Raw genomic sequence first — 12961 nt, forward strand, 5'->3', positions numbered from 1 at the left:
TCTTCCCTTCTTCGCAATATACAAAAATTATACTAGACAATCCCCTTTTTTGCAAGGGCTAAATCCTATTTCAAAAATTCAACTAACCCCTCTTGGGAAAGGAGGTCTTGCTTTCCACTTTCCATATTTCTCAGGGTATATTCTTTTTTCTTGGCTTCTTCTTCTCCCAAGATAACAACATAAGGGACCTTGATGGAATCCGCATACTTAAACATCTTTTTCATCTTTGGTTTTTCACTGTAGACAAAGGAAGAAATCCCTGCTTGTCTTAAAATTTTAACCAGTTCAATCCCATCTTGTAGGTAGCCTTCCATGGGTAAAACAAGAACCTTAGCTGCTGAAGCAGAATCTAAGTTTAGTAAGTTTTCCGCCTTAAGTTGGTAAAAAAGCCTAGATAGGCCGATAGACATACCAACCCCTGGTAGATTCTTATTGCTATAATGTTGGGCCAGGTGGTCATAGCGTCCCCCTGAACACACAGATCCAATTTGTTCGTGTCCATTTAAGGTCGTTTCAAAAACTAGGCCTGTATAATAGTCCAAGCCCCTGGAAATCTTAGTATCAATTTGGATGGCTTTTTCATCCACTCCATAGCTTTTTAGGAGGTCTACAATTTCTTTAAATTCCTCAACTGCCCCTTGATAGTTTGAGCTTTCTTGGGCCAGGCTGGATAAATAAGCTAAAATTTCATGGTTAGATCCTTGAATGTTGACAAACTTTTTCAGTTCTTCAATTTGCTTTTGGTCCAGGTCCAAGTCTTCTAGTAATTTTTCAACCTCTTCCCAGCCAATCTTATCCATCTTGTCCAGACTTCGTAAAACTTCTGTATGATTTTGGATTCCTAAAAAGTCGAAAAATCCACTGAGAATTTTCCGGTGGTTTAGGTGGATGGTAATCTCTTTCAAGCCCAAATCTTGGAAAACCTGGTAGATAATAGACACAATTTCTGCATCGTTACTATAGTGGAGGGTCTCATCTCCCACAATATCAATATCACATTGGTAGAATTCCCGATAGCGCCCCTTTTGGTTTCTTTCTCCTCGATAGACCTTGGCAATATGGTAGCGCCTAAAGGGAAAACTCAACTCACTATAGTGTTGGGCCACATACCTGGCCAAGGGAACTGTCAAGTCAAAGCGCATGGCCATGTCTGTCTTTCCCTTGCTAAGCTCATAGACTTGTTTTTCAGTTTCTCCGCCACCCTTGGCCAATAAAACTTCTTTTTTCTCTAATACCGGTGTGTCAATAGGTGTAAAACCGGCATTCCTATAATTTTCTTCAATGATTTCTTTTAATTTTTCAAAGATTAGCTGGTCTTCTGGTAATAATTCAATAAAACCTGGTAAAATCGATGGCTTAATCATTCCTCTTCCTGCCTCCTCTTTTGATATAACAATCATACATGCAGATAGACCCTGCAACATTTACGTTTAAAGACTCCATGGATCTTTCCATGGGGATGGTTAATTTCTTGGCATGATTCTTCAAATCCTGACTGACTCCATGGGCCTCATTCCCCAAAATTAAAATAGAATTTTCCTCCCAGACATAGTCATCCAGGTCTTGACCTGACAAGTCTGCTGCCAACAGTTGGTGGGAAGTAAAAGTTAATAAGTCCTCGTGACTAAGCTGGTAAAAGGGCAGCTTAAAAAAGGCACTCATGGTTGACCGAACTACCTTGGGATTGTAAATATCTACACAATCTTCTGATAACAAAATTGCTGAAACATTAAAACTGGCCGCACTTCGGATCAAGCCTCCTAGGTTTCCTGGGTCTGAAATCCCATCTAAATACAAAATTAAACCCTGGGGAAGTTTTTCTAGCTTCCGGGTCTCTATTTCATAAAGGGCAAGGACCCCCTGAGACTGGACCGTTGGAGTTATTTGATTAAAGAGGTCATCCTGAACCCTAGTGACTTTTAAGGCTGGATCTAAGGGGCCTTGGTAGCTTTCTTTAACGTAGACTTCTATGGGCTCCTTAATGTTTCGAATTTCTTCCAAAACCTGGGGCCCTTCCACTAGAAATTGGCCATATTTTTTCCGTCCCTTATTTTTGGACAAGGCCTTTAATTTTTTTAAGTTTGGGTTATCCTTAGATGAAATCTTATGCATGGCCTTTTTCAATCTTATTGATTTGCTCATTCGACCCGATAATAACCAAGATGTCTCCCTCCATTAATTGTAAATCGCTACTGGGAGAAACAATGATGTCTCCTCCACGTTCAACTGCAACTACAGTAACTCCATAGCGTTTCCGAATCTTTAATTCTTCCAAATCAAGATTAACCCAGTCATCATGAATCTTTTGCTCAACCATAGAATATTTAGGAGATATTTGGAAAAAGTCCAAAATATTTTTTGAAGTCAAGTTATGGGCTACCCGCTTGGCCATGTCTCTTTCTGGGTAGATAATTTTATCCGCCCCTACCTTTTTCAAGATGCCCCCCTCTCTCAAGGAAGGAGCCTTGGCCAGGATATACTTAACCCCCGCTTCCTTGGCTAACATGGTCCCCATAATAGCCGCTGTTAAACTAGACCCTATGGATATAATCGCTACATCAAAATTAGAAAGTCCAATTTCTTTCATAGCCATTTCATCCATAATATCGCACTGGATGGCCGTTGTGACATCATTGCTTATATTCTTTATTTTATCATAATCTTCATCGATTACCAAAACTTCATTATCTAACTCCACCAATGTTTTAGCACAACTTTCGCCAAAACGTCCACATCCCATAACAATAAATGATTTCATAGTCTACTCCTAACCAATATAAATATTTCCTTCTGCATAATGAATTCTTTGCTTTTTAGATCTTCTTCCCAGGCCCAGGGCAACAGTTGTAGGTCCAACTCGTCCTAGAAACATGGTTAAGCTAATGACCAGTTTACTAGCTGTAGATAGGCCAGAAGTGATATTTCTCGTAAGTCCTACTGTTGCAAAGGCTGAAACTGCTTCATAAAATAAGTCGAAGCTGTTCTTTCCATCTTCAAAAACTACCAATAAGAAGGTTGTCATTAAAACTAAAAATACACAGATGAAAAACATGACAAAGGCCATACGAATGGTTCCTTGCCCAATCTTTCTCTTATGCCATACAACATCTTCCTGTCCCCGAATACTGGCTAAAACTGTAAGAATAATTACCATAAAAGTTGAAGTTTTTAATCCCCCAGCAGTGGACCCTGAAGATCCACCAATAAACATTAAAACAACCATAACCATACTAGCCCTGGGAGTCATATCTTCAATGGCGATGGAGTTATAGCCTGCCGTTCTAGCTGTTACTGATTGGAAAAAAGACATCAATAGTTTGTCCAAAAAGGATTTATTTCCTAGAGTGGCTGGGTTGGATCCCTCTAAGAGTAAAATAGCAAGACCACCCAAAAAAATCAAGGCCAAACTTGTTTCAATAACCGTTCTGCTGTGTAAAGATAATTTCTTAAAGGACCTTTTCTCATAAATATCAATGTAAACTTGAAATCCAAGACCTCCTACCACAATTAAAGCCATAATAATCAAATTCACATAAAGGTCCGATTGAAAGGGGACCAAAGAGCTTCCAAATAAATCAAAGCCTGCATTACAAAAGGCACTAATAGAGTGAAAAACACCATAGCCTATCCCCAACTTAAAACCATAAATTGGAATCAAGCGAATGCTTAAAAGTATGGCTCCCATTCCCTCAATGACCAAGGTAAAGAGGCAAAGAGCTCTAATCAAACGAACAATCCCCGTTAGGGTGTGGGTGTTTAATTGCTCCTTTAAAATTATCCTCTCCGATAGACCAATTCTTCTTTTTAAAAACAAGTAAATCAAGCAAAGGAGGGTCATGGTCCCTAAGCCCCCAACTTGTATGCAAAATAGGATGACGAGTTTCCCAAAAAATGACCAAGTCTCCTTGGTATTTGCCACTACCAATCCCGTAACGCAAGAAGCTGAACTTGAAGTAAATAGGGCATTGACAAAGCCTACCGACTTACCATTGGCACTGGCAAAGGGCAAAGTTAATAGCAAAGCCCCTACTAGTATAAGGCAAGCAAAGCTAACCCCTAAGATTAATGGAGGGTTCTTTTTTAATTTTTCAAATACATTTAGTTCCACTCTTTTCCCCTTTAATTAAAAATGAGCTCCCTAAACCTAGGGAGCTTGACTGGTCATTAGATATTTTCTTTGGCAACTTCTACTAGTTTAGTAAATGCATCTGCATCATGAATTGCTAATTCAGAAAGCATCTTACGGTTAATTTCAATATTTGCTTTTTTCAAGCCAGAAATAAATTTGCTATAGCTTAATCCATTTAAGCGTGCTGCTGCATTGATACGAGCAATCCACAATTTACGGAATTCTCTTTTTCTTTGCTTTCTACCAATGTATGCATAGGTTAAAGAACGCATAACTGCTTGGTTGGCAGGACGGTATAATTTAGATTTTGCTCCAAAATATCCCTTTGCTTGTTTTAAGACACTTTTATGTTTTTTCTTTGCATTAACTGCTCTTTTTACTCTAGCCATTCAACTACCTCCTTATGGAATCATGTGATCAATACGTCTTTGATCACTCTTGCTCACAAGAGATCCCTTACGAAGATTACGAATTCGCTTAGGTGATTTTTTACCAGTGATATGACTCTTGTATGCCTTATATCTTCTTAATTTTCCTGTACCTGTGCGACGGAATCTCTTAGCAGACGCACGGTGTGTTTTCATTTTTGCCATACATTCCTCCTATTTCTTATCCTTTTCTGACTTGGGAGATAAAAACATAACCATGCTTCGACCCTCCATCTTGGGTGCCTTATCGACAACCCCTTCGTCAGCTATAAGTTCTACAAATCGGTCAAGGACCTTTCTACCAATGTCAGTATGACCTAACTCACGGCCACGAAAGCGTACAGATACTTTTACTCTGTCTCCAGCGCTTAGAAAAGACTTTCCTTGATTGGCCTTGGTTTGTAAATCATGTTCTTCAATATTTGGTGAGAAACGTAATTCTTTTACGTTAATTACTTTTTGCTTTTTCTTGGATTCTTTTTCTTTTTTCATTAGGTCGTATTTGTATTTTCCATAATCCATAATACGACAAACAGGTGGTTTTGCACCTGGTGCTACCTTTACCAAGTCAAGTTTAGCCTCATCTGCCAAATTTTGAGCATGTGCAATATCTACAACTCCAATTTGTTCCCCATCGGAACCAACCAATCTTACTTCTTTGTCACGAATTGCTTCATTGATTTGAAGATCTTTAATCTCTAAGCACCTCCATAAAATAAAAGCGGGCACACAAAGTACCCGCTAAGTTCATTTCTAAACATGTAACCTTAAAACTTTCATCGTAAGGTGAGAAGCGGTCCTTCTACTTGCTTGACTAGTATAACAAATTCTTTCAATCCTGTCAAGAATTTATTCCTCTTCATTTAAAACATTTTTTATTTTTGTCACCAATAAATCAATGGCCACCTTGTTATATCCTCCCTCAGGAATGATGATGTCTGCATAACGTTTAGACGGTTCCACAAACTGTAGGTGGGCCGGCCGGACTGTTGACATATATTGCAAAATAATGGATTCAAGACTTCTGGACCTTTCCTTTATATCCCTTAAGATACGACGAATAATTCGCACATCTGCATCAGTATCTACGAAAACCTTAATATCTAAGAGGTCCCGGATGGACTCTTCAGCCAAGATTAAGATGCCTTCTAGGATAATCACCTTGTCGGCCTTTAATTCTACAAAGTCTTTTTTCCGATTGTGGACAGTATAATCATACTGGGGCATTTGGATGGTTTTCCCCATCTTTAAATCCTTTAAGTGGTCCACTAAAAGAGCCTCATCAAAAGATAAAGGGTTGTCATAATTAGTCTTCATACGTTCTTCCAGTGGAAGGTGGGATTGATCCTTATAGTAGCTGTCTTGTTGGATTAAGGTGACCTTTTCTTCTCCAATTAAATCTATAAGCTCTTGAGTCACAGTGGACTTTCCACTTCCACTACCTCCAGCAATACCGATAATCAATGGCTTATTCATTTGCTTCCACCCTTCTCCTAATATAATAGCCCTTTTCTACTGGTTGGGAGACTTTCATTTTAAAAATCATTTGAGCCCGGTTGGCTACTTCAATAACCTGGTCTTCTTCGTCCAACATTTGTCCCACAACTTGCTGGAAGTCATGGCCATAGGGGCCAAAAATTTCCACCCTATCTTCTGGGAAAAGTCGGTTTCTCTGTTCTACTGTGGCTATTTGATGGACTGGATCATAGTCTAAAATAAGTCCCACAAAATCATAGCCTCGGATATAGGAATTATCTGTATAGACCTGGGCATCTTTTTTGGCTTCTTCATAGTAAAAACCCGTCGTAAAGTCTCGATGACTTACTTTTTTTACCTCTTCAAGCCAATAGGGGTCAAATTGGAAGTGGTCCGGATCTTTTAAAAAAGCATCTATGACATTGCGATAGGCCCGGACAATAGTAGCTAAATAATAAGAAGACTTAACCCGACCTTCAATTTTTAAACTCTTTATCCCGGCCCTTAAAACATCATCCATATGGTCTATCATACATAGGTCCTTGGAATTCATAATAAAACTTCCTTGGTCATCCTCTTCAATGGGAAAATACTCCCCAGGTCTAGTTTCCTCCACCAAATGATACTTATATCGGCAAGGTTGGGCACAATCTCCCATATTTGCATCCCTGCCTGTCATATAGTTACTGAGTAGGCACCTTCCGGAATAACTCATGCACATCGCTCCATGGACAAAGGCTTCTAACTCAATAGTATCTCCTAGCTTTTCATGGATTTCTTGGATTTCTTTTAGGGAGACCTCCCGAGCCAAGACTACCCTAGTAACCCCTTGGTCTCTCCAAAACTTAATGGTGGAGCTATTGGTGATAGAAGCCTGGGTAGACATGTGAATTTCAATCTCCTTGGCCTTCTTCCGAATGCTTGTAAACATTCCAGGGTCTGAAACAATTAGAGCATCTACTCCCAGGTCTTGGAGATCTTTTGCATAATCTCCCACCCCTTCCATGTCTTTTTCATGGGGAATGATATTCATAGTGACATAAATTTTTTTCTCCCGCTCCTTTACAAAGTCGACAGCCTCTTTGATTTGGTCCAGGGTGAAATTTTTTGAAGCCTTTCTTAAGCCAAAGGATTCCCCCCCCAAATAGACAGCATCTGCTCCATAAAGAATCGCCGTCTTTAATTTTTCCAAGTCTCCTGCAGGTGCAAGTAATTCCGGTTTATACATGATTTCTCCTTACTAATAAAAGGCCATCCCCCAAGGGGATTAAGGTTTTCTCATAATCTTGATCTAATTTCAATTCAGCCAAAAGCTTTCTTAAGCGTTTGACAATGGTAATCTTCCGTCTTTTCACCAGGGCTTGGTTGCTAATCATACCCCGGAATAAAATATTGTCAAAAGCAATAACGCCATTTTTTTCCAGACATTGGAGGGCCTTTTTAAAGTAAAAAGGATATTGACCCTTGGCGGCATCAATAAAAATAAAATCATACATTTCTTGGGTTTGGTCCAAGTAATCAGCAGCATCTCCTTGAAATTGACGAATATTTTTACAATTTGCCCGTTCAATGTTTCCCTTGGCCAAAGAGAACATTTCCGGGCGAATTTCCACAGTATGGAGTTCTCGGACTCCTTTTATTTGACTCATCCAAATTGAAGAATACCCAATGGCCGTTCCCAGTTCTAAAATCTTATGAGGCTTTAAAGTGTTTAAATAGAAGGATAAAAACTGCTTGACTTCTTCGTCAATAATAGGTACATGATTCTCCTTGGCATATTCTCTCAACTCCTGATTTAAATCTGAAGTGTCCGGACTAAAGTCATCCAAGAAGAATTCAATGTGGTCTTGTAAAATCTCTGACATGGTAAAAAAGAGAATTCATTATGAATTCTCTTTAACCTCCATGATAATTGGTAAAACCATAGGATTTCTTTTTGTCTTAGAGAATAAATAGCCTCTTAATTCATCTCTAATATCTGATTTTAATTGGTTGAATTGGACATTTCGTCCATTTAAGCTGGCTTCTACTTTTTTCAGAACAACCTTCTTGGCTCCCGTCATTAAATTACCGGATTCTTTAACATAGACAAAGCCCCGAGATATAATATCTGGACCTGAAACGATCTTCTTCTTTTCCTTGTCAATAGCAACTACAACAGAAACAAGGCCATCTTCAGACAGGTGTTTCCGATCTCTTAGAACAATGCTACCTACATCTCCTACACCGAGACCATCTACCAGAACTTGACCAGATGGAACCTTCTTGCCCATCCGTGCATCTGATTGGCTGATTTCTAAGCAGTCTCCATTGTTTAAGATAAAGACATTGTCCTTCTTGATGCCCATTTTTTTCGCAATTTCAGCATGTTTTCTCAAGTGTCTAATTTCTCCGTGACAAGGGATAAAATACTTGGGTTGTAAAATGGAAAGCATCATCTTTAGTTCTTCTTGACAAGCATGGCCAGATACGTGGATTTCAGATAAAGATTCATAAATAACATTGACATTACGCTCGATTAAGTTGTTAATTACTGAAGATACAGCATTTTCATTACCTGGAATTGGATGTGCAGATAAAATAACAACGTCATCTTGTCTTAGTTTAATTTGTCTATGTTCATCATTGGAAATCCGAGTCAAGGCACTCATGGGTTCTCCTTGAGACCCTGTTGTAATTAAAACTAATTGGTGGGGATTGTACTTATTCATATCCCGAATATCAATCATCGTATTCGGTTTTACCCGCAAATAACCAAGTTTTTGTGCCGTACTCATAACATTGAGCATAGACCGACCAGATAGGACAACCTTTCGGTTAAACTTTTCTGCTGCATTGATGATTTGTTGAATCCTATGGACATTGGAAGCGAAGGTCGCAATAATAATCCTAGACCGTCTAGTTTGGGAAAAAATTCGATCAAAGGTTTCTCCCACCCTGGATTCACTAATAGTGTAGCCTGGTCTTAGTACATTTGTGGATTCACCCATATAGCACAAGACTCCTCGGCTTCCAATTTCTCCCAGGCGATTTAAGTCAATGGGTTTACCGCTAATAGGAGTAAAGTCCACCTTAAAGTCCCCAGAATGGACAATCATGCCCAGAGGAGTTTTGATGGCCAAACAGGAGGCATCAGGTATGGAGTGGTTTACCCGAATCCATTCTACTTCCAGCTTGCCCAGTCTTACCTTTTGTCCCTGGCTTACGGTTTTAAGTTTGGCCGTTCCCAGCAAACGATGTTCCTTTAACTTATTTTGAATCAAGCCTAAGGTTAATTTTGTCCCATAAACTGGGATATTTATCTTTTTCAAGACATAGGGAATGGCACCAATATGGTCTTCATGACCGTGGGTGATAACCATCCCCCTAATCTTATGTTTATTCTTAACTAAATATGAAATATCTGGAATAACAATATCAATTCCCGGCATTTCATCCCCTGGGAAAGTCATTCCACAGTCTACTAAAATAATGTCATCTCTATACTCAATAACAGTTAAGTTTTTTCCGATTTCACGCATTCCTCCCAAGGGAACAATACGTATCTTGTTACTGTTTTTCATTCTTAACTCCTTTTTTTTGACAATCTGCACAGTAACCATAAAATTTCAAGTTGTGATCCACTATTTTAAAGTTTTCTTTTTTCTCAATTGTATCTTCTAGTGCATCTAAAAAATCATATTCCACTTCAATCACCTTGCCACAGCTTAGGCAAATCACATGGTGGTGGTAGTGTTTATCTGTTTCATCCTTTAACTCATACCGAGTCGTCTGATCATCAAAACTGATGGAATACAAGACTCCTAATTCATCAAAGAGTTGCACCGTCCGGTAGACAGTCGCAATACCAATTTCTGAATCCTTTTTGGATACAATTTCATAGACATCCTCACAAGATAAGTGCTTACCCTTGTTTTCCAAAAAAACTCGGTAAATCTCTACCCTTTGATTCGTAAACTTGTAGCCCTTACTTTTTAATAACTCCTTGACAAACTCTTCAGCACGATCCATGGCTTACTCCTTTTGATTTATTAATTCTTCATAAGCTTCTTGCGCTATGGCCAGCTCATCATCATCGATGCCCACCAGGTATTCTTGACCATCTTGATCCAGGTCAATCCGTAAAATGTACACCAAGGGCTCCAAGTCAATTACTGGTTCCATTGCTACATAATCCATGTCATCAACCGAAAACTTTCCTAGTATCCGAAACTCCATCGGGTGACCATTTTCATCTAAAAATGTTTCTATTTGGTTCATTCCCGCTCCCTTCAGTCTTCATTTTTCTGCATATCTAAATATTGTTGTAAGATATATGTTGCGGCAACTTGATCCACAACTTTTTTTCGATTCTTTCTAGATACATCCGCTTCAATTAAAATCCGCTCAGCACTCACTGTTGTCAATCTCTCATCAATATAGACCAAGTCTAAAGGATAATTGTGTTTCAATGCATTGACAAACTTTTGGACTTTCTTGCCTTGAGGCCCAAGAGTATTGTTCATATTCTTCGGAAGACCCACAACAACCCGGTCAACCTTTAAGTCTTCAATGATAGAGCGAATCTCCTCAACATCCTTCCATTTGGATGTTCGGACCAGGGTTTTATAGGCTGAAGCCACTAAAGCTGTAGGATCTGATACTGCAATACCAATGCGTACATCCCCTACGTCCAATCCTAAAACGCGCATCATATCACCTTAATACAGAATTCCGGACAGACCGTTGCACAATAACCACATAAGATACAGGCATCATTGGGAACAGCCTTTCCATTAACTACATGGATTGCATCCTGCTTACAACGTTTAACGCAATTTCCACAGCCAATACAATAGTCCGCTACAATTAAACGCCGCTTTTTCTTATGAATTTTTTCATAAGCATCCATATTTTCCTTACGATTTAAAATCAGGTCGATGTTATAATCAACCTCTTCAATTGATTGCATTCCAACAGCAATAGAATCAATAAAATCTTTTTCCATAACCCATTTTATGGACTCTAAAGCATCCTGTTGCAAATGTCCTCCACCCAAGGCCTTCATCGAATAAATGCCAATACCATTACTGTGCAGATTCTTTAAAGTATCAGTCATTTCTTCGACATTGCCATCTTGAATACCAATTCCTTTTTGGTTATAAATTGGATGGATTACTTGAATTTCGGGATATTTTGTAATTGCTTGGGCACAAGCAATAAAATGAGTTGATACACCAATGCTTCGAATATAACCAGCTTTCTTAAACTTACAAAAAGTTTCTAAGGCTTCATGGTGGCCTTTTAAGGTATATTTACTCTCTTGTTCATGCAACATGAATACGTCAATATAATCCGTACCTAAGCCCTCTAAAGCCTTCTCTAAGCTCTCAGTAGCCGTTTTTTTATCATAAGCATAGCATTTACTTGCTATGACCACCTGACTCCGATCAACCACCTTTAAAAGCTCTCGTAAATAAGCATAATTATCATAAATTTCAGCTGTATCAAAAAAATTTACACCGCGTTCAGCAGCATGAATTAAAAGCCTAGCACCTTCATTAATAGATAGATTGGCCTGAAAAGGCGTCATAGTCAAAGTACCAAAACACAGTTCCGATACATAGAGGTCAGTATTTCCTAAATAATGCATTTGTCACCTCAACAGAAAAAAGATGGACAATGAGTCCACCTTTACTCACAATCTAAATAGAAAGACAAAAGCTCTCCTAATAATTCATCACGTTCAACTTCTTGGATAAGGGATCTAGCGTTATTATAACTTGTAATATAAGTTGGATCACCGGATAAAACATACCCAACAATTTGATCAATTGGATGATAGCCTTTTTCTTCAAGAGCCTCATAGACCTTTTTCAAAATTGATTTCATTCGCTCATGATCAAGCATCTTTTTTTCAAACACTTGTGTTTCAAAATTATCCATAATATCCCTCCATATTTAATATTATACCATATCCATTCTATAAATGTATAGTCATCTTTAAGCCAGGAAGTAAAGTTCCCCAAAACAAAAAAAGCTCCTCAAAGGAACTTTTAAGTCAAATAATTTATTTGGTGCCCAGAGCCGGAATCGAACCAGCGACACGTGGATTTTCAGTCCACTGCTCTACCGACTGAGCTATCTGGGCCTATATGTAAAAAAATGGTGGGCCTTCAGGGACTTGAACCCCGGACCTGCCGGTTATGAGCCGGATGCTCTGACCAACTGAGCTAAAGGCCCACTATGGCGGAGAAGGAGGGATTTGAACCCTCGCGCCCCGTGAAGGACCTACTCCCTTAGCAGGGGAGCCTCTTCAGCCACTTGAGTACTTCTCCATTTTGGCGGAGAGGGTGGGATTCGAACCCACGCGGGCGTGAACCCAAACGGTTTTCAAGACCGCCTCGTTATGACCACTTCGATACCTCTCCATATCTGCGTAAATAAAAAAATGGTGATCCATCCGCGACTCGAACGCGGGACACCCTGATTAAAAGTCAGGTGCTCTACCGACTGAGCTAATGGATCAAAATGGCTGGGGCGACAGGACTCGAACCTGTGGAATGCCAGAGTCAAAGTCTGGTGCCTTACCGACTTGGCTACGCCCCAAAGAAATTAATGGTGCACCTAGGAGGATTCGAACCCCCGGCACACGGATTAGAAGTCCGTTGCTCTATCCTACTGAGCTATAGGTGCCTATAAGATAGACATTAATGGAGCGGGTGAAGAGAATCGAACTCTCGCAACCAGCTTGGAAGGCTGGGGCTCTACCACTGAGCTACACCCGCAAATTGTGTAGTACTTCTAAGTTATGAAATTGAATATGGTGGAGGAGAGTGGATTCGAACCACTGAAAGCTGAGCTAACGGATTTACAGTCCGTCCCCTTTGGCCAACTCGGGAACTCCTCCAAGTTTGGAGCTGGTGGGAGGACTTGAACCCCTAACCTA

General features: G+C 39.6%; 16 protein-coding genes and 9 tRNA genes. All 25 read right to left on the bottom strand.

Translation table 11 applies throughout. The features are described 5' to 3' along the window. Positions 1-65: 65 nt before the first annotated feature. The 25 genes from hisS to CS898_RS09545 all read right to left on the bottom strand — a co-directional run bounded on the left by hisS (position 66) and on the right by CS898_RS09545 (position 12922). Positions 66-1364 carry a histidine--tRNA ligase gene (gene hisS, locus CS898_RS09425; protein ID WP_009430748.1) on the bottom strand — a complete coding sequence of 433 codons (1299 nt, stop codon included), beginning with the start codon at positions 1362-1364 and terminating at the stop codon, positions 66-68. Next, the gene (locus tag CS898_RS09430; RefSeq protein WP_099208939.1) at positions 1357-2142 is read right to left on the bottom strand and encodes a TrmH family RNA methyltransferase; all 786 of its coding nucleotides are present in this window, start codon (positions 2140-2142) and stop codon (positions 1357-1359) included. Before CS898_RS09430 ends, hisS begins: the two co-directional genes overlap by 8 nt. Further along, positions 2105-2758, bottom strand: coding sequence for a potassium channel family protein (locus CS898_RS09435; RefSeq protein WP_009430883.1), 654 nt, complete (start codon positions 2756-2758; stop codon positions 2105-2107). Before CS898_RS09435 ends, CS898_RS09430 begins: the two co-directional genes overlap by 38 nt. Positions 2759-2767: 9 nt before the next feature. Next, positions 2768-4108 (bottom strand): TrkH family potassium uptake protein, encoded by a 1341-nt coding sequence (locus CS898_RS09440; protein ID WP_234976059.1) that lies wholly within the window; start codon positions 4106-4108, stop codon positions 2768-2770. A gap of 56 nt (positions 4109-4164) precedes the next feature. Further along, on the bottom strand, positions 4165-4518 hold the full coding sequence (gene rplT / locus CS898_RS09445; RefSeq protein WP_009431130.1) for a 50S ribosomal protein L20: 354 nt from the start codon (positions 4516-4518) through the stop codon (positions 4165-4167). A gap of 12 nt (positions 4519-4530) precedes the next feature. Next, positions 4531-4722, bottom strand: a complete 192-nt coding sequence (gene rpmI, locus CS898_RS09450) for a 50S ribosomal protein L35 (RefSeq protein ID WP_039880945.1) — start codon at positions 4720-4722, stop codon at positions 4531-4533. 9 nt (positions 4723-4731) lie between these two features. Then, positions 4732-5286 carry a translation initiation factor IF-3 gene (gene infC / locus CS898_RS09455; RefSeq protein WP_009430370.1) on the bottom strand — a complete coding sequence of 185 codons (555 nt, stop codon included), beginning with the start codon at positions 5284-5286 and terminating at the stop codon, positions 4732-4734. Between the two features lie 120 nt (positions 5287-5406). Continuing rightward, the gene (udk, locus tag CS898_RS09460) at positions 5407-6033 is read right to left on the bottom strand and encodes a uridine kinase (protein ID WP_009431772.1); all 627 of its coding nucleotides are present in this window, start codon (positions 6031-6033) and stop codon (positions 5407-5409) included. Continuing rightward, the gene (locus CS898_RS09465) at positions 6026-7261 is read right to left on the bottom strand and encodes a peptidase U32 family protein (RefSeq protein WP_009431536.1); all 1236 of its coding nucleotides are present in this window, start codon (positions 7259-7261) and stop codon (positions 6026-6028) included. The genes udk and CS898_RS09465 overlap by 8 nt, the downstream gene beginning before the upstream one ends. Beyond that, positions 7254-7898, bottom strand: a complete 645-nt coding sequence (locus CS898_RS09470) for an O-methyltransferase (RefSeq protein ID WP_099208940.1) — start codon at positions 7896-7898, stop codon at positions 7254-7256. Before CS898_RS09470 ends, CS898_RS09465 begins: the two co-directional genes overlap by 8 nt. A gap of 18 nt (positions 7899-7916) precedes the next feature. Beyond that, positions 7917-9596, bottom strand: coding sequence for a ribonuclease J (locus CS898_RS09475; RefSeq protein ID WP_009430514.1), 1680 nt, complete (start codon positions 9594-9596; stop codon positions 7917-7919). Continuing rightward, the gene (locus tag CS898_RS09480) at positions 9583-10044 is read right to left on the bottom strand and encodes a Fur family transcriptional regulator (RefSeq protein ID WP_009431881.1); all 462 of its coding nucleotides are present in this window, start codon (positions 10042-10044) and stop codon (positions 9583-9585) included. Before CS898_RS09480 ends, CS898_RS09475 begins: the two co-directional genes overlap by 14 nt. A 3-nt stretch (positions 10045-10047) precedes the next feature. After that, positions 10048-10293: a DUF1292 domain-containing protein gene (locus CS898_RS09485; protein ID WP_039880946.1), complete on the bottom strand. Its 246-nt coding sequence runs from the start codon at positions 10291-10293 to the stop codon at positions 10048-10050. A gap of 11 nt (positions 10294-10304) precedes the next feature. Continuing rightward, on the bottom strand, positions 10305-10727 hold the full coding sequence (gene ruvX / locus CS898_RS09490) for a Holliday junction resolvase RuvX (RefSeq protein WP_039880947.1): 423 nt from the start codon (positions 10725-10727) through the stop codon (positions 10305-10307). Further along, complete coding sequence (locus CS898_RS09495; RefSeq protein ID WP_009430363.1) at positions 10724-11665, bottom strand: aldo/keto reductase; 942 nt, start codon at positions 11663-11665, stop codon at positions 10724-10726. The genes ruvX and CS898_RS09495 overlap by 4 nt, the downstream gene beginning before the upstream one ends. A 41-nt stretch (positions 11666-11706) precedes the next feature. Beyond that, positions 11707-11958, bottom strand: a complete 252-nt coding sequence (locus tag CS898_RS09500) for an IreB family regulatory phosphoprotein (RefSeq protein ID WP_009431681.1) — start codon at positions 11956-11958, stop codon at positions 11707-11709. A 129-nt stretch (positions 11959-12087) separates the two neighbouring features. Next, a tRNA-Phe gene (locus CS898_RS09505) sits at positions 12088-12163 on the bottom strand. Positions 12164-12178: 15 nt separating this feature from the next. Further along, a tRNA-Ile gene (locus CS898_RS09510) sits at positions 12179-12255 on the bottom strand. A 4-nt stretch (positions 12256-12259) separates the two neighbouring features. Next, a tRNA-Ser gene (locus CS898_RS09515) sits at positions 12260-12350 on the bottom strand. 4 nt (positions 12351-12354) lie between these two features. Continuing rightward, positions 12355-12443 (bottom strand) — tRNA-Ser (locus tag CS898_RS09520). Positions 12444-12464: 21 nt separating this feature from the next. Further along, a tRNA-Lys gene (locus CS898_RS09525) sits at positions 12465-12540 on the bottom strand. A 4-nt stretch (positions 12541-12544) separates the two neighbouring features. After that, positions 12545-12621 (bottom strand) — tRNA-Gln (locus tag CS898_RS09530). A gap of 10 nt (positions 12622-12631) precedes the next feature. Further along, positions 12632-12708, bottom strand: a tRNA-Arg gene (locus CS898_RS09535). Between the two features lie 18 nt (positions 12709-12726). Next, positions 12727-12800, bottom strand: a tRNA-Gly gene (locus CS898_RS09540). A 36-nt stretch (positions 12801-12836) separates the two neighbouring features. Then, positions 12837-12922: transfer RNA gene (locus CS898_RS09545), tRNA-Tyr, on the bottom strand. Positions 12923-12961: the final 39 nt, after the last annotated feature.

The sequence above is a fragment of the Urinicoccus timonensis genome, assembly GCF_900232945.1.
Classification (GTDB): Bacteria; Bacillota; Clostridia; order Tissierellales; family Peptoniphilaceae; genus Urinicoccus; species Urinicoccus timonensis.